General features: G+C 51.6%; 19 protein-coding genes and 1 pseudogene. 14 read left to right on the forward strand and 6 right to left on the reverse strand.

Annotated elements, in window-relative coordinates; all coding sequences use genetic code 11:
- Positions 1-69: 69 nt before the first annotated feature.
- Positions 70-186 (reverse strand): annotated as a pseudogene (locus HMPREF0860_RS14320) (formylglycine-generating enzyme family protein); the annotation flags it as partial.
- Between the two features lie 141 nt (positions 187-327).
- Here HMPREF0860_RS14320 and hisD point away from each other — a divergent pair.
- The 6 genes from hisD to tsaD all read left to right on the forward strand — a co-directional run bounded on the left by hisD (position 328) and on the right by tsaD (position 6964).
- A complete protein-coding gene (gene hisD, locus HMPREF0860_RS12460) occupies positions 328-1695 on the forward strand; it encodes a histidinol dehydrogenase (protein ID WP_021330626.1) in 1368 nt (455 codons plus the stop codon).
- Between the two features lie 87 nt (positions 1696-1782).
- Positions 1783-2358, forward strand: a complete 576-nt coding sequence (gene def, locus HMPREF0860_RS12465; RefSeq protein ID WP_038081372.1) for a peptide deformylase — start codon at positions 1783-1785, stop codon at positions 2356-2358.
- A gap of 72 nt (positions 2359-2430) precedes the next feature.
- Positions 2431-3417 carry a methionyl-tRNA formyltransferase gene (gene fmt / locus HMPREF0860_RS12470; protein ID WP_231364400.1) on the forward strand — a complete coding sequence of 329 codons (987 nt, stop codon included), beginning with the start codon at positions 2431-2433 and terminating at the stop codon, positions 3415-3417.
- A 122-nt stretch (positions 3418-3539) separates the two neighbouring features.
- Positions 3540-4547, forward strand: coding sequence for a leucine-rich repeat protein (locus HMPREF0860_RS12475; RefSeq protein ID WP_021330673.1), 1008 nt, complete (start codon positions 3540-3542; stop codon positions 4545-4547).
- Positions 4548-4626: 79 nt separating this feature from the next.
- Complete coding sequence (locus tag HMPREF0860_RS13455) at positions 4627-5919, forward strand: divergent polysaccharide deacetylase family protein (RefSeq protein WP_021330809.1); 1293 nt, start codon at positions 4627-4629, stop codon at positions 5917-5919.
- A gap of 16 nt (positions 5920-5935) precedes the next feature.
- A complete protein-coding gene (tsaD, locus tag HMPREF0860_RS12485; protein ID WP_021330744.1) occupies positions 5936-6964 on the forward strand; it encodes a tRNA (adenosine(37)-N6)-threonylcarbamoyltransferase complex transferase subunit TsaD in 1029 nt (342 codons plus the stop codon).
- Between the two features lie 85 nt (positions 6965-7049).
- Here tsaD and arfB read toward each other — a convergent pair whose 3' ends face one another.
- Entirely contained in the window at positions 7050-7460 is a 411-nt protein-coding gene (gene arfB / locus HMPREF0860_RS12490) for an alternative ribosome rescue aminoacyl-tRNA hydrolase ArfB (protein ID WP_038081298.1), read from the reverse strand.
- A gap of 64 nt (positions 7461-7524) precedes the next feature.
- On the opposite strand from arfB, the gene HMPREF0860_RS12495 reads away from it, so the two are divergent.
- Genes HMPREF0860_RS12495 through HMPREF0860_RS12510 form a run of 4 tightly spaced genes read left to right on the forward strand, consistent with a single transcriptional unit; the run spans position 7525 to position 12678 of the window.
- Positions 7525-9258: an ABC transporter ATP-binding protein gene (locus HMPREF0860_RS12495; protein WP_021330593.1), complete on the forward strand. Its 1734-nt coding sequence runs from the start codon at positions 7525-7527 to the stop codon at positions 9256-9258.
- 3 nt (positions 9259-9261) lie between these two features.
- The gene (locus HMPREF0860_RS12500) at positions 9262-11163 is read left to right on the forward strand and encodes an ABC transporter ATP-binding protein (RefSeq protein WP_021330665.1); all 1902 of its coding nucleotides are present in this window, start codon (positions 9262-9264) and stop codon (positions 11161-11163) included.
- A gap of 46 nt (positions 11164-11209) precedes the next feature.
- A complete protein-coding gene (locus tag HMPREF0860_RS12505; protein ID WP_021330762.1) occupies positions 11210-11659 on the forward strand; it encodes a hypothetical protein in 450 nt (149 codons plus the stop codon).
- A complete protein-coding gene (locus HMPREF0860_RS12510) occupies positions 11644-12678 on the forward strand; it encodes an SAM-dependent methyltransferase (RefSeq protein ID WP_021330633.1) in 1035 nt (344 codons plus the stop codon). The genes HMPREF0860_RS12505 and HMPREF0860_RS12510 overlap by 16 nt, the downstream gene beginning before the upstream one ends.
- Here HMPREF0860_RS12510 and prmC read toward each other — a convergent pair.
- Both prmC and prfA read right to left on the reverse strand, forming a co-directional pair.
- Positions 12636-13676, reverse strand: coding sequence for a peptide chain release factor N(5)-glutamine methyltransferase (gene prmC, locus HMPREF0860_RS12515; RefSeq protein WP_021330764.1), 1041 nt, complete (start codon positions 13674-13676; stop codon positions 12636-12638). The genes HMPREF0860_RS12510 and prmC overlap by 43 nt on opposite strands.
- Before the next feature lie 32 nt (positions 13677-13708).
- Positions 13709-14800: a peptide chain release factor 1 gene (gene prfA / locus HMPREF0860_RS12520; RefSeq protein ID WP_021330694.1), complete on the reverse strand. Its 1092-nt coding sequence runs from the start codon at positions 14798-14800 to the stop codon at positions 13709-13711.
- 183 nt (positions 14801-14983) lie between these two features.
- Between prfA and HMPREF0860_RS12530 the strand changes: the two genes are divergently transcribed.
- On the forward strand, positions 14984-16414 hold the full coding sequence (locus tag HMPREF0860_RS12530; RefSeq protein ID WP_081670760.1) for a prolyl oligopeptidase family serine peptidase: 1431 nt from the start codon (positions 14984-14986) through the stop codon (positions 16412-16414).
- Here the strand turns inward: HMPREF0860_RS12530 and HMPREF0860_RS12535 are convergent.
- Positions 16400-17374, reverse strand: a complete 975-nt coding sequence (locus HMPREF0860_RS12535) for a helix-turn-helix transcriptional regulator (RefSeq protein WP_021330757.1) — start codon at positions 17372-17374, stop codon at positions 16400-16402. The two genes, HMPREF0860_RS12530 and HMPREF0860_RS12535, sit on opposite strands and share 15 nt — an antisense overlap.
- A gap of 102 nt (positions 17375-17476) precedes the next feature.
- Here HMPREF0860_RS12535 and HMPREF0860_RS12540 point away from each other — a divergent pair, with 102 nt between their 5' ends.
- Complete coding sequence (locus HMPREF0860_RS12540; RefSeq protein WP_021495836.1) at positions 17477-18100, forward strand: peptidase E; 624 nt, start codon at positions 17477-17479, stop codon at positions 18098-18100.
- A 20-nt stretch (positions 18101-18120) separates the two neighbouring features.
- Here HMPREF0860_RS12540 and mgtE read toward each other — a convergent pair whose 3' ends face one another.
- Positions 18121-19500: a magnesium transporter gene (gene mgtE / locus HMPREF0860_RS12545; RefSeq protein WP_038081302.1), complete on the reverse strand. Its 1380-nt coding sequence runs from the start codon at positions 19498-19500 to the stop codon at positions 18121-18123.
- 140 nt (positions 19501-19640) lie between these two features.
- Here mgtE and HMPREF0860_RS12550 point away from each other — a divergent pair, with 140 nt between their 5' ends.
- Together HMPREF0860_RS12550 and HMPREF0860_RS12555 are read left to right on the forward strand one after the other, a co-directional pair.
- On the forward strand, positions 19641-20000 hold the full coding sequence (locus tag HMPREF0860_RS12550; protein ID WP_021330819.1) for a hypothetical protein: 360 nt from the start codon (positions 19641-19643) through the stop codon (positions 19998-20000).
- A gap of 1 nt (position 20001) precedes the next feature.
- Complete coding sequence (locus HMPREF0860_RS12555) at positions 20002-21960, forward strand: tRNA uridine-5-carboxymethylaminomethyl modification enzyme MnmG/GidA (RefSeq protein WP_021495848.1); 1959 nt, start codon at positions 20002-20004, stop codon at positions 21958-21960.
- Positions 21961-22135 lie beyond the last annotated feature (175 nt).

Consider the following 22135-nt stretch of genomic DNA (forward strand, 5'->3'; position numbering starts at 1 on the left):
ATGAGAGACGCAGCTATAGACGGCAAGTTGGGACTTACCGTCTACGGCAAATCCCGCGATTAGGGTTTAAGCTGCTCTTGCCGTTTCTGCACGTAAAGTTTCATAATCACTTGGTGGCGGTGTCATACCGTTAAAACCGATGGGTTTTGTTGCACCGCTTGCAGAATTCAAATTGGTTAAATAAACGTCGCATAGTAAATTAAAGAAACAATCCAAAAACATCAGTTTTTGGATAGCCCCAACTCCGAGGGGAAGCTTCTCCCCTTGAAGAAAACAGAGCCGAAAACGCGTGCATAAGAGTATTTTTTTTGCTATACTGATTTTGCCATGATCAAGATTCAATATGCATCGGAAGTTGAAAAGGATTTTTTTACGCCCCGCGATTTTAGCGATTCGGCGGAAACGGTGCGGGCGGTTATCGACGATGTAAAAAAACGGGGCGATGCGGCGCTCCGCGATTACGGGAAAAAATTCGACGCTGCGTCTCCCGCGTCTTTTTCGGTGCCGGAGGATGAATTGCGCGCGGCTGCAGAAAAGTTCAAACGCGAACGTCCTGCACTGTACGATGCGCTTTCGTATTCCTATGATTTGGCGCTGCGTTTTGCGAAAAAGCAAAAAGAATCATTTTCGGATTTTGAAGTCGAGCTTGAGCAGGGCGTATTTACGGGGCAAAAGACAATCCCCGTGGAGAGCGCGGGCGCGTATATTCCGGCGGGCAGATTTCCCCTTATTTCGACGGTTGTTATGACGTCGGCTCCCGCAGTCGCTGCAGGCGTAAAAAAACTTGTCATCTGTACGCCGCCGAGAGTTCATCCGAACGACAAGTGTGAAGCGGAAAAGTCGGGTACGGGCATTGCCGGAAAGCCTTTTGTCGGAGGGGCGCCGTATGCGGACGAAGGCATTATGGCGGCGGCTTTTATCTGCGGAGTCAAAACGGTCTTTGCCTGCGGCGGCGCTCAAGCGATTGCCGCGATGGCGTTCGGTACAGAATCGATCCCTGCTCTCGATGTGATTGTCGGTCCCGGCAATAAATTTGTCGCGGCCGCCAAAAAAGAAGTGTACGGTACGGTCGGCATCGATATGCTTGCAGGCCCGACGGAAGTGTTTATCATTGCCGACGGCTCGGCAAATCCCGCGTGGCTTGCAGCCGATCTTTTGGCGCAGGCCGAACACGATCCGGTCGCTCAACCCGTTCTTGCGACGCCGGACGAAGCGCTTGCACGGAGAGTTGCCTCCGAAATCGAAGCGCAGCTTGTATCCCTTCCGACGAGAGCGACGGCCGAAGCGAGCATCTCCTCGTATGGAAGGATTATCATCACGTCTTCGCTCGAAGAAGCTGCGGAATTGTCAAACCGCAAAGCGCCCGAACACTTGGAGCTTGCGCTTACCGAAGGGGCCGAATGCGATAAGCTCGTCTCTCTCGTTCACAATTACGGTTCTCTTTTTATCGGGCACTATGCGGCCGAAGTGTTCGGCGATTACGCGGCCGGCTTGAATCACACGCTGCCGACGTCGACTTCGGCACGCTTTACCGGCGGTTTGAGCGTGCGTACGTTTTTAAAAACGGTGACGACGCTGCGATGCGAAAAAGGGAAGACCGGTGTGAAAAGGAGTGCCGAAGCTGCCGCCTGTTTGGGAGACGCCGAAGGGCTTGCCGCTCACGCGAGAGCCGCTCGTCTGCGTTTAGAGAATTAATAATTATTAAAAATGGCGGAGCTGTTTCAAAAGGCGGTTGCTTTTTCGACGGCTTCGAAGATATATCGATTTCCGGAGTGCGATGTGATACGGATTTGTAAACTCGGAGAAAAAGTGCTGCGCGAAAAAGCGGAACCGATCGAAAAACTTACCGATGAGATTAAAATGCTCATCGACGATATGTTTGAAGCGATGATCGATGCGAACGGCGTCGGGCTTGCGGCACCGCAAGTCGGAAAAAAACTGCGGCTCTTTGTCGCTGTTGCGGACGATGACGTAAAGCGCGTGTTTATCAACCCGCAGATCGTTTCGACGTCGGAAGAAGTCGGCGACTATGAAGAGGGCTGTCTTTCGATTCCCGGCGTGTATGAGACGATCCGCCGTCCCGTGCGCGTTACGGTGCAGGCGCTCGATGAAAACGCAAAGCCCTTTACGCTCGAAGCGGACGGTCTTCTTGCGCGGATCATCCAGCACGAAACGGATCACTTGAACGGCGTTTTGTTTATCGACAGAGGAGATCCCGAATTCGCCGAAAAGACAAAAGCGCAGTTTAAGCAGCGTGAAGAAAAAGCTGCAAAGCGCCGTGCGGAAAAAGAATTGAAAAAAAAGCGCATCACGGCGAAGATCGCTGCAAAAGAAGCGAAAAAATCGGCGTTTCATTGATAGTCGGCCGGCTCTGAAAATCGAAGACTTCAGCGCTTTCTTTTTTATTAATTAGTAATTTTTTAGGAGCGAATGATGATTCGAGTGCTGTATGCGGGAAGTCCCGAAGCGTCCGCAAAAACGCTTTCGCTGCTTTTTGACGGTGCGGACGGTTATGAAATCGCAGGTGTTTTGACAAATCCGCCGAGCGCTCAAGGGAGACATAAAACGCCCGTTCCGACACCCGTTGCGCGTTTTGCCGAAGAGCACGGCATTCCGCTTTTTACGCCTGAACATTTGGATGCCGCTTCGCGCGAAAAGATTATCGGCATACGGCCCGACATCCTCGTGTGCTTTGCCTACGGCCATATTTTCGGTCCGAAATTTCTTTCGCTCTTTCCTTTCGGCGCCGTCAATCTGCATCCTTCACTGCTTCCGAAATACCGAGGGCCTGCTCCCGTAAACGCCGCGATTTTAAACCGCGACGTCGAAACGGCCGTCACCGTGCAGACGATTTCGCTTGCAATGGACGAAGGCGATATCCTCGCGCAGGAGGCCGTCGAACTGGACGGCAGCGAAACGGCGGGCGCTCTTCTCGATCACTGCGCGATTCTCGGTGCAGGCAGTATTAAAAAACTGCTCGGTGAATGCGCTGCGAACGGTAAACTTCCCGATGGGAAAAAACAGACGGGGGAAGCGTCGTATACGAAAATCATCACAAAGGACGATTGCCGCATCGACTGGATGAAAACTGCGGCGGAAATCGACGCGAAGATCCGTGCGTATTTTCCGGAACCCGGAGCGTGGACGGAAGAAAACGGTGCCCCGCTTAAAATTCTTTCCGCCCGCACCGTCGAAGACGAAAAGCCGCCTATGACGAAAGCTGCCGCTTCGGAAGGCAATGCAGCCGCTGTGCTTCCGGGCACCGTGCTTTCCTTCAATAAAGAGCGGGGGATCTTCATTCAAACGGGGAGCGGTATCCTCGCCGTGACGGAACTGCAGCGGCAGGGGAAAAAAGCGCTCGACGCTCCGTCCTTTATAAACGGCGCGCGGAACTTTATCGGTACCGTGCTGCGCTGATTTTCTGCGGAGGCGTTTACATGGAGATGCAAGCGTTGAAACGGTGCGGAGAGTAGACGAAATTTTGTATTTCATTCATGATGTAACAAATCGCCGCCTATCGGCCGATTCCGGGAGAAATTATGCGTAAATCGATTATCGCGCTTGCAGTGTTTTGCTCGGTGTTTTCAGCGTTCGCTCAAAAAACCTTTACGGTTTCGGAATTCAAATCTTATGTCGAAAATTATAAAATCGCATCCGGTGCCGAGAGCGAAACCGTTCCAATAAAAATAAAAGACGTGCTCTCTTCCGAAACGCAAAACAATTTGGTGACGCTGACGTGGAAAACCGAAAATTCCCAAAACCTGTATTTCGATTTGGATCTGTCGGAATGCACTTACGCAGACGACGATTGCATACTCGAGCTTTTTCACATCAAAAATGTGCGCAGATGCGTGCTGCCGATGAGCACAAAATTTCTCCGTTATTTTGACTGTATGCAGCTTGAAGAGATAACGCTTCCCGACGGGCTTGAGGAAATTAACTATAACGCATTTTTTGACGTGCCTTCATTAAAGCGCATCGAAATTCCTGCAAGCGTGCGCTATGTCGGCGCTTGTGCTTTCGGCGATTGCCTTTCGCTCGAATACATACTAATCGATAAAACTGCGAATACGAAAGACTGGTCGCTTGCGTGGAACGCGTGGAACGACGCAAAAATCGTTTATTCGGACGAAAAAGATTTTTCCGATAAAAAGACCGATAAAAAAAACGATGAGCCGCCTGCAGGGAAAAGAGGTACCGTCGCTTTTGACCATGCCAATTATCACATGTGGGACGATATCGCTTATACGATAACGCTTGCAGAAAAGCCTGCGAAAACGCAAAAGGCGAACATATTCGTATACGATGTGCATAACGGCGGCGAGCTTATGGGTACGCTTCCTATCAAAATCAAAAAAAATAAAACGGTCTATACTTTTACCGGCGTTCCGACACAACACTTCGAACTTCCGGAAACCGATTTGATTTATACGATATTGAAAGAATGTCATGAGTATTGGGCAAAAATGAAATTCATCCTCGTATTAAAAAACGGCGACAGAATCGATTTGGCGGGTTCGGCAAGGTGTTATGTAACTCTGCCGTAGATTTTTTAAGTGATATTTTTTCTACAGATATTTTTTTCGAACGTTTCCAAAATCTGCGATACGTGATAGAATACGCGCTATGGCACAAAATGGACGCACGCGCGGGCGGAAAACCGTTTCGCGATCTTCGACTCGAACAAAGTCCGCCCCTCGTCGGATTCAGGGCAAAAAACATAAAATCGTATTTTCTTCCATGCAGACGGCGATCCTGTGTGTTTTGATCGTCGCCGCCTGTTTTGCAGTCCTCATCGTCAATTCGGGGCGCAATCCGAAAAACACCGCCGTCGAACATCAGATCGCCTCACAAAATGCGGATAGTGCGGGCGATGCGTCGCGCACGGCGGAGGCTCGGCAAAACGGCGATCGGCAAAGTTCACAAAAGCCGCAGCAAAGCGCGGGAAATTCCGTTGCGCGGCAAAGCTCCGGGCGGGAAGCGCCGCGGAGCGATGTGCCGGGTAAAACCGCATCTGCGGGAACTTCAACCGAGCGGGAGCGCGTGGTCGAAGCGCAGGTTCATCGAAGCGCGGACAACAAATCCTCCGGCAGCGCAAAGCCCTCGTCTTCCGCACCCAAGGGGCAGCCGGTAAATCCCGCATCCGTAAAGCCGCTTTCGTCGGTAAAGCCGTCGTCTTCCGCGCCCCTGTCTCCCGCAGTACCCGCATCTCCGCTTCCCGACATTCCGCAGGCGGTAAACGGCGCGAAGCTCGTTTTCGTATTCGACGATGCGGGTCAAAGCCTTTCGCAGCTTGAAAAATTCCTCTCGCTCCCCTTTCCGATCACCGTGTCCATTTTGCCCAAGCTCGTACATTCGAAAGCCTGCGCCGACAAAGTGCGCGCGTCGGGCAACGAAGTGATGCTGCACCAGCCCATGCAGGCGGTGAATTTGAACGTCAATCCCGGCCCCGGCGCGGTTACGGCGGATATGCAGACGTCTTCGATCGAAGCGCTTATAAAAGAGAATATCGCCGAAATCGGCCCGGTCGCCGGAATCAACAATCACGAAGGCTCTCTCATCAGCGAAGACGAAATGAAAATCGGAGCTGCGATGCTTGCGGCAAAGGAGAGCGGCGTTTTTTTTCTCGATTCGCGAACGACGAGCCAAACGCGCGTACCGCAGGCTGCTATGGCGCTCGGCATACCCTACTATTCGCGGAACGTGTTTCTCGACAATATCAAAGACCGCGAAAAAATCATCCGTGAAATCATGCGCGGCATCGGCATCGCGAACGCGAACGGAGCTGCGATCATGATCGGGCATATATGGTCGGCGGATATTCTGCCGGGCATATTGATCGAATTTTATCCCGCGCTGAAAAACAAGGGGTATGCGTTTACGACGGTGAGCAATTCCGGCGCGCTTATCCGCCCGTAAGCTGTTTGGAGCGATTATGAAAGTTCTCGGTATCGAATCTTCATGCGATGAAACGGCGGCGGCGATCGTCGAAGACGGCCGCGTTATTTTAAGCAACGTCGTTGCGACGCAGATCCCGTTTCACGAAATATACAAAGGCGTCGTCCCCGAAATCGCGAGCAGAAAGCACGCCGAATGGATTTTGCCCGTCGTAAAGCAGGCGTTCAAAGAAGCCGGTCTTTCGCTCGACGACATCGATGCGGTTTCTGCGACGAACCGTCCGGGATTGATGGGCGCTCTCCTCGTCGGTTTGACTTACGGCAAAACGCTCGCATGGGCGGCGGGAAAACCCTTTATCGCGGTCAACCACATGCTGGGTCACCTTTACGCGGCGCATCTCGCAAACGATATCGCCTACCCGTATCTCGGTCTCCTCGTTTCAGGCGGTCACAGCATCATCTGCAAAGTGCACGGATTCGACGATATCGAAGTGCTCGGTACGACAGTCGACGATTCGGTCGGCGAAGCATTCGATAAGGTCGCCAAGTTTTACGACCTCGGCTATCCCGGCGGCGTCATTATCGATAAACTTTCGAAAGAGGGAGATGCGCGCGCATTTTCGTTTCCCGTTCCCAAGCTCGACGAAAGCGAACACCGTTACGACGTTTCGTTCAGCGGATTGAAAACCGCCGTCATCCGTCAGCGCGATCTCTTTTTGAACGAAGGCTTCGCGCCGACGACGGAAAATATGTGCGCGTCGTTTCAGGACGTTGCATGCCGCACGCTCACGTCGCGTCTTTTCCGCGCGGTGGAAGACACGGGTCTTACGACCGTCGTCGCAGGCGGAGGAGTCGCCGCCAATTCGCACTTGCGCGCGCTGCTCGCCGAACGGCGCGATATCACGTGCATATTTCCGCCGCTTAAACTCTGCGGCGATAACGGCGCTATGATCGCAGGCGTCGCCTATCATTTTTTGCAGCGCGGCGATACGAGTCCGCTCAACACTACCGCTTGTGCGCGCATTTCTCAGTTCAAGCGCGGATTGGAACAGGTGCGGAGGCGATAGCGATAACGCGGTGATTGCGCTTTATATTACGGGTGTATATTCCGCAAAGCACGGGGAAATGTGATCGTTTTCCATAAAATGCCTTTCACTCACGTACTTTTCCTCTGTTCTTTTTAATGTCCGCGCGCAGTTTTTTTATCTTCAAGCGCCGTTCTCGCGATGCCTTTGTGGGGCATGTCGCTCGCCGCTTTTTTTCGATCCGCGTCGCTGCCGCAATTTTCGCTTCGATGCGAGAGAGCGCGATTTTTCTGTTCCGCTCCTGAAAGCGTTCGTCCTGCACGTCGACGGAGATAACGCCCGCGTGTATGCTTTTTGCGAGACGCTGCATGACAAGTTCCCGCTCCGCTTCCGACAAGCCTTCGATTTTTTCGAGCGCTAGGGATGCGTGTACTTTCGTGTTGACTTTGTTTACATTTTGTCCGCCGGCTCCGCTCGATCGGGCGAATGTCATTTCGGTGTGGAGCGCGATGCTGTCGTGCAGTTTTTGTCTGTCCATACGGCGAGTATAGCACAATCCGCTCTTGTGGTAAAATATTTTTTGCCGTGCTATACTTTCGGCCATGCCGACGCTGAAGAATCTGACCGGAGGACTTGAAAAAAAATATATTGCATATACGTGTTTGTCTCCGTTTACGATGATCGGAGAGGTTGTCATGGAGACGGTGATTCCGTACATCATGTCGCGCATCATCGACGTAGGCATCGCGCAGGGTGATATCGTTTATGTCGTGCGTACCGGCGGCATTATGATAGGCTGTGCGATCGTTTCGCTTTTGTGCGGTACGGCCGGAGCCTTTTTTGCGGCTTCCGCCTCTCAGGGATTTTCCCACAATCTCAGGCGAAAGCTTTTTGCAAACGTGCAGGATTTTTCCTTTGCCGATATCGATGAGTTCGGGACGGCTTCACTCGTTACACACCTCACCGTCGACGTGCCGAATGCGCAAAACGTGTATCAGACGCTCATCCGGCCGAGCGTGCGCGCGCCCTTTATGCTCGTATCGGGTACGGTTATGGCATACGTCATAAACGGCCGCCTCGCTTCGATTTTTCTCGTTTCGATTCCGATTTTAATAATCGCCATCGCCATCGTTTCTTCGAAAGCGTATCCTCGATTCGGAAAAATGCTTGCAAAATACGATGCGCTCAATACGATCATTCAGGAAAATCTCATCGCGATCCGAGTCGTAAAAGCTTTTGTACGCGGAAAATTCGAATGCGAAAAATTCGCTTTTTCGGCGGACGCCGTAAGACGTGCGCAGGTTTCGGCGGAAAAAGTTGTTTTATGGATTTGGCCCGTCATGCAGATGACCGTGTACAGTACGATTATCGCTTCTCTGTGGTTCGGCGGCAATATGATAATTGCAGGCGATATGAAAACGGGAGAGCTCGTAAGTTTTCTTTCGTACATCACGCAAATCCTCATGTCGCTTTTAATGCTCGGCATGATTTTCGTTTCGCTCGTGCTTTCCCGTGCGTCGATCAAGCGCATAAACGAAGTGCTCGATAAAAAAAGCTCCGTCGCTTCTCCCGATGCCGGACTGAAAATTATTAAAGACGGTTCGATCGATTTTGAAAACGTATCGTTCCGTTATTCCGAGAGCGCAGGCAGCTTTGCCCTTGAAAACGTCAGTCTGCACATTGCAAGCGGTCAAGTCGCAGGCATCATCGGCGGTACCGGCTCTTCGAAGACGACGCTCGTTTCGCTTATTCCCCGCTTGTACGATGTAAGTGCCGGTGCGGTAAGGGTCGGAGGAGAAGATGTGCGACGTTACGATTTGACTTCTCTCCGCGACGGCGTTTCGACGGTGCTGCAAAAAAACGTTTTATTCAGCGGTACAATAAAAGAAAATCTCAAATGGGGCGATAAAGAGGCGAGTGACGAAGCGATCGTTGCGGCGTGCAAAGCAGCGGATGCCGCAGGTTTTATCGAATCTTTTCCGTTGGGTTACGATACGGTTCTCGGACAGGGCGGCGTCAATATTTCCGGCGGGCAAAAGCAGCGGCTGTGTATTGCGCGCGCATTGTTGAAAAATCCGAAGATATTGATTTTCGACGACAGCACGAGTGCAGTCGATACGGCGACCGAAGCGCGTATACGCTCCGCTTTAAAAACTTCGCATCCTGAAACGACGAAGATCATCATCGCGCAGCGTATTTCATCGGTGCGGGACGCCAACGTCATCTTCGTACTCGACGAAGGAAAGATAAGCGGTTTCGGCACGCACGAAGAATTGTTAAAGTCGAATGCGATTTACAGAGAAGTGTACGAGTCGCAGCGCACGGTCGGAGAGTAGGGTATGCCGGAAGCAAGACGATTCGAAAAAAAAGGCTATGCGAAGCCGCAACACGTGCGCTCGACGATAAAGCGGCTCGCGTCTTATATGGCGCAATACAAAGCGCTGTGGATCGCGGTTTTCATCCTTATCGCCGTAAACGCGGGATCGAGCGTCGTAAGTTCGTATGCGATAAAACCCGCTCTCAACGACTATATCATTCCGCTCATCGGAAAACAGGATCCCGATTTAACGAAATTTGTTAAAATGCTTGTCCTCGTTTTTGCGATTTTCGTCGCAGGCTCTTTCGCTTCATGGGGCAGTTCTCGTATCATGCTGCATATTTCGTCGGACGTGCTTTTCCGCATCCGAAGTGATCTGTTCGAAAAACTTGAAACGCTCCCGATAAAATATTACGATACCCGGACGCACGGGGAAATCATGTCGCGTTTTACGAACGATATCGATACGCTGCGCGATGTATTCAGTCAGAGTTTGATGCAGCTTTTTTCGTCCGCCCTTACCGTCTCAGGCATATTTGCAATGATGATCGTACTGAGTCCCGCGCTCACGCTTATCGCCGTCGCTTCGATCGCGTTCATCATGCTGCTCGCCGCTTTTGTCGGAAAAAAGAGCGCGGGCGCATTCCGCGATCAGCAAAAAAATATCGGACGGGTAAACGGCTATGTCGAAGAGCTTATCGAAGGGCTGCGCGTCGTCAAAGTGTTCAATCACGAACGCGAAGTGATCGCCTCTTTTGCTTCGCTCAACGGCGAGCTTTGCGCTTCGGGGACCCGCGCGAATGCTTACGCGGGTATGCTCATGCCGCTTATGGGAAATCTTTCTCCCGTTCAGTACGCGCTCGTCGCGGTTGCAGGTGCGCTTTTCGCCATCGGCGGCAAGCTCGATTTGGGTTCCATAGCCGCCTTTTTGCAGTACACGCGAAATTTCAGCCGGCCGATAACGATGATGAGTCAGCAGTTCAACGGAATATTGAACGCGCTCGCCGGTGCGGAGCGGGTGTTCGCGGTTATCGACGAAGAAGGCGAAAGGGACGAAGGAAAACTGTGCCTCGTCAACGCGTGCGAAGCGCGCGATAAATTCGGAAAAACGAAACTCGTGCAGTCTTTCGCATATACCGGCGAATGGGCGTGGAAAGATCCATCCGACACGAAATTGATACAATTGCGAGGCGACGTCGCCTTCGACCACGTGAATTTCGGCTATGACGAAGGAAAAACGGTTTTGCACGACATCCGTATGCGCGCCTTGCCCGGACGGAAAATCGCGCTCGTCGGTTCAACCGGCAGCGGAAAGACGACGGTGATAAATCTTTTGACACGCTTTTACGACGTCGCCGAAGATTCGGGCAGCATCACGTACGACGGCATTCCGATCAATAAAATTAAAAAGGACGATCTGCGCCGTTCGCTCGGCATCGTACTGCAGGACACGCATCTTTTTTCCGGAACGATACGCGACAATATCGCTTACGGTAATTTGGAAGCAAGCGATGCGCAGATTATCGCTGCGGCCCGCCTTGCAAATGCGGACGCTTTTATCCGCAGACTTGAAAAGGGTTACGATACCGTCATTTCGGGCGACGGCGGAAATTTGAGCCAAGGGCAGAGGCAGCTCATTGCGATCGCGCGCGCTGCCGTCGCCGATCCGCCGGTGCTCATCCTCGATGAAGCGACGAGTTCGATCGACACGAGAACCGAAATGCTCATTCAAAAAGGTATGGACAGCCTTATGAAAGGCAGGACGGTGTTCGTCATCGCGCACCGCCTCAGCACCGTCCGAAATGCGGATGAAATCGTCGTGCTGGAACAGGGTACGATTATCGAGCGCGGTACGCACGATGAACTCATCGCTTCCGGCGGCCGCTATTATCGCCTGTATACGGGCAGCGCGATTTTGGAGTAGGGGAAATGCCGGAACCGCGCCGTTAAATCGATCGTGCGGGAAGCGTATGCGAAGTCAAATCGTACGTGTTGACTATATGCATAAAAACGGCCATACTGTCTTTATGTGTGCCGCCGCTCGAAAATCGATTCGATACGACGATATCGGCAGAATAGACGCTCCGCAAATCTGCGCCCTGCCCGGCGTGCTCGACAATATAAGCAGGGAAGGCTGCAAAGTGCATTATCCTTTTCCCGTCGTCATAGACCTCGACAGCGATTATGAGATAAGGGTAATGCCCTCGCACATTTCGGGTGAAATGCACAAAACCGCTTTTACGCTGCTCTGTCATCCGCGCTGGGTAAAAGAAGACAGAGGCGCGACGGAAATCGGCTTCAGTATTCTCCGCTCTCCCGATTCCGTATACCTTTCCGAATATGTCGCAGGCCTTTCCGACGCTGCCGATGAACAAAGGGTCGAAAATCAAATCGTCGGCTCCGTATGCCAAGTAGTGTAAAAAAATTACCGGGTGCCGCATTTTTATCGTTTCCCGACATGTACGATATACTCGTCTCCGAACTTTGCGAACGTTTTTTTTGCGATTTACGCGATTCCGTGCGATACGGAGATCTGCTCTATGTTCCGCATATCGATAATTTATTAATTAATAATTTTAAAGGTGATGCGAAAGAAAACGGAAATACGCTTTCGGAAAACGGCGCTTCGAGTCTTTGCACGCCGTATTGGTGCCGCACGGCGATGCTCTCGCCTCTTGTGATCGGTTTCGATTCGATAGGGGATGCGGCGCACGCTCTTACCGATATGCAGCGCTCTTGGGCTCCGTATCAGTATCGTTTTTTTAGGCGCGCTTCGCTTATTCAGGAAAAACTTCCGTATGTCAATTTCAAAGAGCGCACCTTCCCCGCGCGCATACCCGCGTCTCCCATCGGGTTGTATACGCTCATCGGAGAGCGTGCGTTGCTCGCATCGGAAGCGACGACGAGTCTTTTGCCTGCCGGTGCGATTCGGTTTGCAGAAAATCACAAAGATCCGCCGAGCCGCGCATATTTGAAACTCTATGAAGCGTTGACGTTTATGCGGATTTTTTTCGGCTGTGAAGCGCCGTGTGCCGGAGAGCGCTGTTTCGATGCGGGTGCAAGCCCCGGCGGTTGGACATGGGTGCTTGCCGGTTCGGACTGTACGGTGTTTTCGGTAGACCGCGCGGAGTTGGCGCCGGGTCTTATGAAACATCCCCGCGTCGAATTTTTAAAGCACGATGCCTTTACGCTCAAGCCCGAGGATGTCGGAGCGTGCGATTGGGTTTTCAGCGATGTGATATGTTATCCTTCGAGGCTCTACGATTGGATCGGCACATGGCTTTCAAGCGGGCTTTGCCGGAATATGATCTGTACGATAAAAATGCAGGGCGATATCGATTGGCCTCTTGTGGAAAAATTTGCAGCCATTCCCGACAGCCGTGTCATACATTTGAATTATAATAAGCACGAACTCACATGGCTGCACTGCGGAAAATAAACGATGCCGCTTCGGCGGCCTGTCGTTACGCGCGGCCTGCCCGACAGATCGCAGTGCGTTTCGACGCGGACGAAACCCGCTTTTTTCATCAGGTGAGCGGCTTCTTTTGCATTGTATTCGCCGCTTTCGAGAAAAAACACACCGCCTTGCGTGAGGTGCTCATACGCTTGCACTACGAGGCGCCTCGTGATCGCAAGACCGTCCGAGCTTTGCCGTACGCCGAGCGCGCCGTCTGCGTCTCCGTCGAGCGCGAGAGCCGGATCGCCTCTTCCGTCTTTTAATAATTCCGTCACTTCATCGGACGGCACGTAAGGCGGATTTGCGAGTATTGCGTCGAAGAGGGTGCAGGGCGAAATCGCGGCGAGCAGATCGCCCGAGACGAATGCCGTGCGTTCGAACTGCGCTTTTGTTAAAAGCCGAGATGCGTTTTGCTTTGCGATTTCAAGAGCGCGGGAAGAAATGTCGGCAAGCGTAAGCTCGCAAAAGATTCCGCACTCGTTCAATTCACGAGCTGCCGCGATGCCGACGCAGCCGCTTCCCGTGCATATATCGGCGATGCGGAGCGTATCGTCGGTTTGTCCCCCTTCGTTTTGTTTCGTCGTTTCGGCGTTCTTTTTCGACGCTTCGGCAGTCCGTACCGCTTTGCCGGTACTCGTCGTTTTATTTCGTACAAGCTCTTTGATGCTTTCGACCGCTTTTTCCACGAGCGTTTCGGTGTCCGGCTTCGGAACGAGGACGTCTTGTGTGACGATAAAATCGAGTTTATAAAATTCTTTGTGTCCCGTGATATAGGCGAGGGCGAGTCCCGTTTGGCGAAGCGCGATTGCGGACATAAATGCGCCGTACTGCGCATCCGTCAAATCGTCATTTCGGTGTGCGAGTAAAAAAGATTTCGAACACTTGATCGTGTGCGATAAAAGAACGTCCGCATCGAGCGGAGCCGTCGGAGAATTTGTTAATTTTTTTATCGCTTCGTCTCTTGCGTTTTTGATGGTCACGCTTTTGTTCCGCCGCTGTGCGCTTTTATCCGCTAGTCGTGTTCGAGTTCGCTTACGTCCGCTTTAAGCTGCTCTTCTTTTGCATACACGTTGAGCGCGTCGAGCATTTCGTCCATATAGCCGAGCATAAACTGGTCGAGCTTGTACAGCGTCAAATTGATGCGGTGATCGGTTACTCTGTTTTGCGGAAAATTGTACGTGCGGATGCGTTCGCTTCTGTCACCGCTCCCGACCATCGATTTACGCGCCGCGTCCCGCTCCGCCCGTTTTTTGCTCTCTTCCAAATCGAACAAGCGCGCGCGCAAAACGCGGAATGCTTTCGCTTTGTTTTTGATTTGGCTTTTTTCGTCCTGCTGAATGACGACGAGCCCCGTCGGAATATGCGTGAGGCGTACTGCGGAATCCGTCGTGTTGACGCACTGTCCGCCCGGCCCGCCCGCCCGCATCACGTCGATGCGCACGTCTTCCGGCTTGATGACGATATCGGTTTCGCTCGCTTCGGGGAGGACTGCGACCGTTACCGTGCTCGTGTGGATTCTCCCCTGCGCTTCCGTTGCGGGAACGCGCTGTACGCGGTGTACGCCGCCTTCCCATCTGAGCGTGCCGTATACGAATTTTCCGGAAAGCGAAAACGAAATCTCTTTATAGCCGCCCACTTCCGTCGGCGTCGAATTCATAATTTCGTATTTCCAGCCTTTCATCTCCGCAAAGCGCGCGTACATTTCGTAGAGGTCGGCGACGAACAGCGACGCTTCGTCTCCGCCGACGCCGTTTCGTATTTCGACGATGATGTTTTTTTCGTCGAGCGGATCCGGCGGAATGAGTTTTAATTTTATTTTTTCTTCGAGCAGCGGCTTTTGTTCTTCGAGCGATTTCAGCTCTTCCCTCGCCATCTCTTTCAGATCGTGATCGTCTTCGTTCGTGATCAGTTCGGTATCGCTTTCGATGCCGGCGAGCATTTTTTTGTATTCGCCGTATAATTCCATGAGCTCGGAGAGATGACCGTGTTCGCGCATAATGTCTTTGTATTTTTCGACGTCTTTAACAAGATCGCCATCCATAACGCGCGCGCTTAATTCGTCGAAGCGTTTTTTGCAGTCTTCGAGTTTTTTCAGTAAATCCATAGCGTTTCATTGTATAGTTTCCGAACGATTTTTGCAATGAAACGAAAAAACATGAAATGAAAAAATATCGAAAAAATTATTGAAGAAAAATATTTTTCGCCCCCTTGTTGTTTTTCACATACATCATCTCCGTCGCGGCGTTCGCTGTAGCGGTACGTATGAGAATAGTATATACTTAATTTTATGAGCAAAGCTGATAAATTTTTTTTTGCGATATGTTTATTGCATTTTTGTCTCTTGCCGTTTGCTGCGGAAGAAGCGGACACGGTTACGGTTTTGACAGAAGCTGCGGAGCCTGCAAAAAATCGATATGTACTTGTCGTCGGCGCCTACGATTGGGGGCCCGTCGCCGACACGGTGATAATGAATACCGGCAAAACTTTTTCGGCCGATGCCGTCAGAGCGAAAGATTTTGAAGTTACGAAAATTTTTGCGCCGGAAGAGCAGGCGCGGCGCGGTTCCGGTTTTTCAAAAGGCGAGCGCGATGTTGTCGACGCGTATCTTTCCGACTCGCGAGGCAATAAAATCGAGGGCGAAGGAAATCATATAACGCTGAAACTTTCCGTTGAACCGGAGGAATCTTCCGGAAATCCTTTTATAAAAGCCGTCTTCTATACAGGGACGCTCTACGGTTTAAAAATTGAAAACGAAAAACTCGGCTTTACGATAAAAAAACGGAGTGCCGCCGTATGTCCTGAGGCTGCGCGCTTTACGATATTCGATTTTACATCCGGCGATACGGATATGCAGTATGCGTTTTGGACGCCGGCAAATTCCGATCAAAGCGATAAAAAAATTCCGTTGATCATTTGGTTTCACGGTATAGCCGAAGGCGGCAATAATCCGTATATGCCGATTTTGGGCACGAAGGCGGTGAACCTCGCGGGGCAAAAAATTCAGTCGTATTTCGAAAACGGTGCGGCAGTCCTCGTTCCGCAAGCTCCGACGGCGTGGCTCGAATCGACAAGCAAGGGTGTTGGGGGAAAGCGGCTTTGGGTTCCCGTCGATATTGAAGGAACGGCAAAAAACATACTGAATCCGTTTCTCAAAACAGCCAATGCTATTTTTAAAACCGATTTGAAAATTAAATCCGATAAAAAAAATCCCGTGGCAAGCGTTTCATATTACAGCGAGGCGGTAAAAGGATTGATCGACGAATGTATTGCAGAGCATCCGTACATCGACCCGGATCGCATATATGTCGGCGGCTGTTCGGCCGGCGGTTATATGACGCTCAATATGCTTTTGCAATATCCCGATTTTTTTGCGGCGGCTTTTCCCGTGTGCGAAGCGTATCCCGATAAAAAAATTACGGACAGCCAGCTCGGCGAACTTGCGAAAGTTCCGCTGTGGTTTACGCGGGCAAAAGACGACGACACAATTAAGATGGAAAAGTACGACGGCGCGACCGTATCGCGTCTGCGAGAATTGCATCCCGAAGATTTGCATTACGTCGTTTACGACAACGTCCTTGATCTAAGCGGTGTCTATAAAGACAAAAAAGGCAATCCGTATCGCTTTGACGGACATGCGTCGTGGATATACGTTTTGAACGACGATGTCGAAGATGGGGGCATAAAGCTGTTCGCGTGGCTCGCTTCACAGCGCCGCTGATACGTGTGTCGGCGCTTTCTTTCCCGCTGTATACCGGCGTGATAGTTTTTTCAGCCGCGCGGCAATGAGTTTTTTCAATGCCGCCGGTTTTACCGACAAAACGTTTTCTCCGTAACCGATAAAATACTGCGCGATAAACGCTTCTTCGCCCTTGTTATAAAAGCCTTTGACAATATAGCCGCCGAGTTCCGCATACAGCTTCATCGACGGATAGTGTTCTTTGTAAAAGAGATCGGCTCCCTTTTCCGAGACGACGGCTTCGAATTCGACGGCACCTTGAGTTTTGTACAGCGCATCGGCGTTTTTTATAAATTGTGGAAGAGGCTTCGCTTTTCGGCGATCGTTCGGTGTGAGCGACATAATTTTATCGCAGCGAAACACTCGAGGTCTTTTCGTTTCGAAATCGTAACCGGTCGCATACCACTGACCGTACGAAGCCGATATGTCGAAAAATTGAACGACATATGCGGTTTTTATGCCGTTTTTCGTGTAGCTGACGGAACACACCCGCTCTTCGACGGCGGATCGTAAAACATCGCGCAAAAAACGGCAGCGATGATTGTGACGCACGGCGTCGAATGTAAAAACTTTTTCCATGCGGCGCAGCATCCGTATCTTCTCGGGCGCAAGACATCTTTCGAATTTTTCTTTCAGCTTATCGACGCTCAGATGAAAGGGCGTCGTTTCGTATGCTCGAAGCGTGCACATGGAAAAATAGAGGGCGAGCACTTCATCGAGCGTAAAAAGAATCGGAGACAAGAGCTTGTTTTGCAGTATGCGGTAAGCACCGTTTCTGCCGTGTTCGGCATATATCGGCATGCCGATGTGTTCGAGAGAGGCTATGTCGCGGAGCGCCGTACTTTTCGATATGTCGTAGTGACACATTATGTCGGCGAGTTTAAACGAATTTTTATCATTTAAAAAGAACATCATATCCTGCAAGCGTTCCGATTTGTTCACGATGCACTTCCCTGTAATAAGATTTTAAAGGTGTCGTAATATGACACCTTTTTGCAGTATACTGCGATCGTATGATAAAATACAGAGGAGTGTGATCATCGTATGAAAAAATTATTTTTATCTTCATCTTTTGTCGACGTTGCAGGCCTGTTGCCGCTCTTTGAAAAAGAACTTACGGGAAAAACGGTATCATTTATACCGACCGCGAGTACTGTGGAAAAAGTTACGTTTTACGTACAAGCGGGAAAAGAAGCGCTTGAAAGCTTGGGTATGATCGTCGATGTTTTGGACATATCGTCGGAAAGTCCCGATGAAATCCGCCGCAGGATCGCTGCAAACGATTGCATGTACGTTTCCGGCGGCAATACGTTTTTTTTATTGCAGGAATTGAAACGGACGGGAGCCGATGCCGTCATCGTTCGAGCGGTAAAAGACGGAAAGCTTTACATCGGAGAATCGGCAGGATCGATCGTCGCATCAAAAAATATCGAATATATAAAAGCGATGGACTCAAGTGCAAAAGCGCCCGAATTGACGAATTTCGATGCGCTGGGTTTGACGGATTTTTATACGGTACCGCATGTCCGGAATTTTCCATTTAAAAAAGCGGCGAAAAAAATAATCGACGAATATTCGGCTTCGCTCAATTTGCTTGCGATCGCCAACGATGAAGCGATATTGGTCGAAAACGATGCTCTACGCATCGAGTACAGGGCGCGAACGTGATCGGAACATAGGTGTTCCCGTTATAAGCCGAGCATCGTTTTGGTAATGCCGAAGTAAATCAAAAGCCCCGTGATATCGACGATCGTCGTGAGCGCGGGACTTGCAACGAGTGCGGGGTCGACTTTGAACGCGGCGGAAATAAGCGGAAGCGCTGCACCGATGATCGTTGCGGAGATAACCTGTACGGCGAGCGCGAACGCAATAGCAACTCCTATCTGTACGAGGGTGAGAGAGGCGGGGATCGTCGTACCGCCGCTCATAAGATTGACACGCAAAAACGCGATCGCTCCGAGTACGAGGCCGAGCATAAGCGAAATACGGAGCTCTTTCCATACGACGCGCAGTATATCGCTCTTGTCGATTTCTTTGAGCGCGAGCGCCCGGACGATAACCGTCGCGGCTTGGCTTCCGGTATTGCCTCCCATATCGGTGAGCATGGGAATGTAAAACGTGAGGAGCATAAGGTGTGCGATCGTGTTTTCGTATGTCTGCAGTACTGCGCCCGAAAAAAAATCGAATATTGCAAGTATGACCAGCCAGATGACGCGCCGTGAAAAATGCGCCCACGCGGACGTGTTCAAGTACGACGTTTCCTGATGTTTTCCGGTGATCGCCATAAAGCGTTCCATATCTTCCGTGCGTTCTTCTTCGACGACATCCATCGCGTCGTCGTGCGTGATGATGCCGATGAGGAGCCCTGAGCTGTCGACGACGGGGAGAACGAGAAGGCCGTATTTCGTTATCGTAAACGACGCTTCTTCCTGATCGGCGTCCGCAGTGATTTCTCCTGCCGGCTCTTTTTTTATGGAAGCGAGGGTCGCTGTAGGTTTTGCGAGAATCAAGTCAGTGAGCGTTACGTAGCCGCACAGTTTTCTTTCTTCGGTGAGCACGAATATGACCGATACCGCTTCCCTTTGCGCGCCTTCAAGCCGTATGCGGTTGATCGCTTCCTGTACCGTAAACGATTCGGGGAACGCGACGTAATCGGTCGTCATAACCGATCCTGCCGTTCCTTCGGGGTAAGACGAAAGCTGTTTGATTTCGTCGCGCTCTTTTTGCGCGAGGAGCGGGAGCACTTCGTCGAGCCGGTCTTCCGAAATTGATTTTGCGAGGTCTGCGCGTTCATCCGGCGGCAGTATTTTGAGCAGCCGTGTGAGTTCTCCGTCGCTCAAAAGTTCGGCGGTTTCGGATTGGAGCGTATCGGGAAGTTCGCGGAAAATGTCGATCGCCGTACGCGGATCGAGCTTTTTGAACAGGTGATATATCTCTTCAGGCTCCAAACCTTCGATGAGTTCGGCATCTTCCGTCGGGTGACGGGTACTCAAAAAGCGTGCGACATCGGCATACCGTTCTTCTTTGACGAGGGTTTCGATGTCGGGCGAAAGCAATTCTGTCTGCATGTGCAGCCTCCGAAGGTATGAGATTGAACCTATGATAAACGGTTTGCAGGGCGTATTATAGCATAAAACGTATAAAAAGAAAAATATTGTAAGAAAAAATATTGCAGAAAAAACGGCGATGTGATAGTGTTGCACTGCGTATGAAATCCAAACCTTTCGTATCCGTGCTGCTCTTCTCTCTTCCGCTCGTGTTTACCGGCTGTTCGTCCTTTTCCGGTGAAAAGCTCGGTGCGGTCTATGTGATTTTTTTGTGGATAGGCGGCGCTGCAGGCTATCTCATCTCCGATTTTATTTGGTCGGGCGACGACGCGGGAAACGAATACACGCCCGCATGGGAAGTGATCGCGTGGTTTGCGTTCACAGCGCTCGGCATCGTTTTAGGCTATGTGAAGCCCTTTTTCCTTTTTTCGGGATTCCTCATTTCCGTTATGACGCCCGTCGCCGGCATGACGGTCATTATGTTCATCGTCCGCATTTTGAGAAAAAGACGACAAGGTTGACATGTCCGGTTTTTACGATTTTTATGACGTCGCAGTCGTCGGTGCGGGACACGCCGGAATCGAAGCTGCCCTCGCGTGCGCGCGCATGGGATTGAAGACGCTCGTCGTAACGCAGACGATCGAATCGATCGGACGCCTGTCGTGCAATCCTTCGATCGGCGGCATCGCAAAGGGCAATATCGTCCGCGAAATCGACGCACTCGGCGGAGAGATGGCAAAGCTCACGGACGCTTCCCTCATTCAATTTCGCCTCCTCAACAAAAGCAAGGGACCTGCCGTACGCGCTCCGCGCGCTCAAGCGGACAAAATCGTCTATTCCGGGCTTGCACGGAAAGCGCTCGAAGCGGAACCCAATCTTTCGACGCTCATGGACACCGTTACCGATATCGTGACGGCGGAAAGTTCGACGCCGCTTCCGCCGCATTCGGAGGGGAGCGCGGAAGAAGGAACGATACAGGGCGAAAAAAGGGGCGAAACGCTCGGCGCGGCTATGCGCTTGAAAATCACCGGCATCGTAACCGAGCGGGGCCGCGTCGTTCCCGTGCGCGCCGTCGTGCTTACGACGGGAACCTTTTTGGGCGGACGCATATTTATCGGCGAATACGACGCTCCGTGCGGAAGGCTCGGAGAGGCCGCCGCACAGGGTTTGACGGAGTCGCTTCGGAAACTCGGCTTTACGACGGGGAGACTGAAAACCGGCACTCCGCCCCGCGTGCTTAAAAAGACTGTCGATTTTTCGAAGCTCGACGTGCAGGAAGGAGATGCCGACGTTATCCCCTTTTCATACGACAATATTTCCGTCGATCGCCCGCTTGTACCCTGCCACATCGTATACACGAATGGCGAAACGCACCGGATAATCCGCGACAACGTTCACCGCTCGCCGCTTTTCAGCGGAAAGATTTTGGGGATCGGGCCGCGCTACTGTCCTTCCATCGAAGACAAAGTGGTGCGCTTTGCCGACCGCGAGCGGCACCAGATTTTCGTAGAACCGGAAAGCCTTGAAACCGATGAAATCTATTTGAACGGATTTTCCTCTTCGCTTCCCGAAAGCGTACAGGACGCGTTTTTGCGTACGTTGCCGGGCTTTGAAAACGCCGTGCCGTCGAGACCGGGCTATGCGGTCGAATACGATTACGTCGAACCGACGCAGCTTTTTTCGTCGCTTGAAACGAAGCGCGTCGCGGGGCTTTTCAACGCAGGGCAAATCAACGGAACGTCGGGTTACGAAGAAGCTGCGGGGCAGGGCATCGTCGCGGGCATCAACGCGGGCTATTACGCGAAAGCGCATCGAAAAATCTGCGGCCCCTTGTGCGCTTCTTCCGACGATATGCGCTCGTCTCCCGAACGCTTGAACGACGCTCTCGAAAAAACGCAAAGGGATGCGGGCTTTAACAATTTTCGAACGATACCCGAATGGCAGCCGCTCGTACTCCGCCGCGACGAAGCGTATATCGGCGTATTGATCGACGATTTGGTGACGCTCGGCACAAAGGAGCCTTACCGCATGTTTACCGCGAGAGCCGAATATCGCTTAAAACTCCGAAGCGATACGGCAGACCGCCGCCTTGCTTCCTACGGTTTTGCCGCGGGCTTAAAGACGAAAGCGCAGTTCGACGCCGTAAACCGAAAGTATGCCGTGCGCGAAGAGATATTCGAAAAATTATTAAAAGACCCCGAACTTGAAAACCCGGGCTACGGCGAAAGCGAATGGGAAGAAGCGAAAATCGATTTCAAATACCGCTACTATATCGAAAAGCAGGACAGGCGTGTCGAAAAAATGCACCGTATGGAAAGCGCGCGCATCCCCGACGATTTCGACTACGCATCCGTCGTATCGCTTTCCGCCGAATCGCGTGCAAAGCTCGAAAAGATCCGCCCTCGCACGCTGGGGCAGGCGGGACGCATTTCCGGCATCCGAGTGAGCGACGTTATGCTCCTCATGGTGTACGTAAAGTAGTTGATAGGTTGAAGCTCGCCGTTCAGTTACCGCGTGATGTCCTAACGGCGTACGTTCAGTCGGTGTTGGGAATTCGACGATGCAAAGATACTTGAGGATGGAGAATCATGCAGCGACCGGATTATATGAAAAAGAACAAAGGCAGCGGCAAATCGATTGTTGCAGCCCCCCCCCC

Source organism: Treponema socranskii subsp. socranskii VPI DR56BR1116 = ATCC 35536, assembly GCF_000468115.1.
Lineage (GTDB): Bacteria > Spirochaetota > Spirochaetia > Treponematales > Treponemataceae > Treponema_D > Treponema_D socranskii.

Coding starts and splice junctions, on each gene's coding strand:
- hisD (WP_021330626.1), top strand. CDS start 328: ATGATCAAGATTCAATATGCATCGGAAGTTGAAAAGGATTTTTTTACG.
- fmt (WP_231364400.1), top strand. CDS start 2,431: ATGATGATTCGAGTGCTGTATGCGGGAAGTCCCGAAGCGTCCGCAAAA.
- HMPREF0860_RS12475 (WP_021330673.1), top strand. CDS start 3,540: ATGCGTAAATCGATTATCGCGCTTGCAGTGTTTTGCTCGGTGTTTTCA.
- HMPREF0860_RS13455 (WP_021330809.1), top strand. CDS start 4,627: ATGGCACAAAATGGACGCACGCGCGGGCGGAAAACCGTTTCGCGATCT.
- tsaD (WP_021330744.1), top strand. CDS start 5,936: ATGAAAGTTCTCGGTATCGAATCTTCATGCGATGAAACGGCGGCGGCG.
- arfB (WP_038081298.1), bottom strand. CDS start 7,460: ATGGACAGACAAAAACTGCACGACAGCATCGCGCTCCACACCGAAATG.
- HMPREF0860_RS12495 (WP_021330593.1), top strand. CDS start 7,525: ATGCCGACGCTGAAGAATCTGACCGGAGGACTTGAAAAAAAATATATT.
- HMPREF0860_RS12500 (WP_021330665.1), top strand. CDS start 9,262: ATGCCGGAAGCAAGACGATTCGAAAAAAAAGGCTATGCGAAGCCGCAA.
- HMPREF0860_RS12505 (WP_021330762.1), top strand. CDS start 11,210: ATGCGAAGTCAAATCGTACGTGTTGACTATATGCATAAAAACGGCCAT.
- HMPREF0860_RS12510 (WP_021330633.1), top strand. CDS start 11,644: ATGCCAAGTAGTGTAAAAAAATTACCGGGTGCCGCATTTTTATCGTTT.
- prfA (WP_021330694.1), bottom strand. CDS start 14,800: ATGGATTTACTGAAAAAACTCGAAGACTGCAAAAAACGCTTCGACGAA.
- HMPREF0860_RS12530 (WP_081670760.1), top strand. CDS start 14,984: ATGAGCAAAGCTGATAAATTTTTTTTTGCGATATGTTTATTGCATTTT.
- HMPREF0860_RS12540 (WP_021495836.1), top strand. CDS start 17,477: ATGAAAAAATTATTTTTATCTTCATCTTTTGTCGACGTTGCAGGCCTG.
- mgtE (WP_038081302.1), bottom strand. CDS start 19,500: ATGCAGACAGAATTGCTTTCGCCCGACATCGAAACCCTCGTCAAAGAA.
- HMPREF0860_RS12550 (WP_021330819.1), top strand. CDS start 19,641: ATGAAATCCAAACCTTTCGTATCCGTGCTGCTCTTCTCTCTTCCGCTC.
- HMPREF0860_RS12555 (WP_021495848.1), top strand. CDS start 20,002: ATGTCCGGTTTTTACGATTTTTATGACGTCGCAGTCGTCGGTGCGGGA.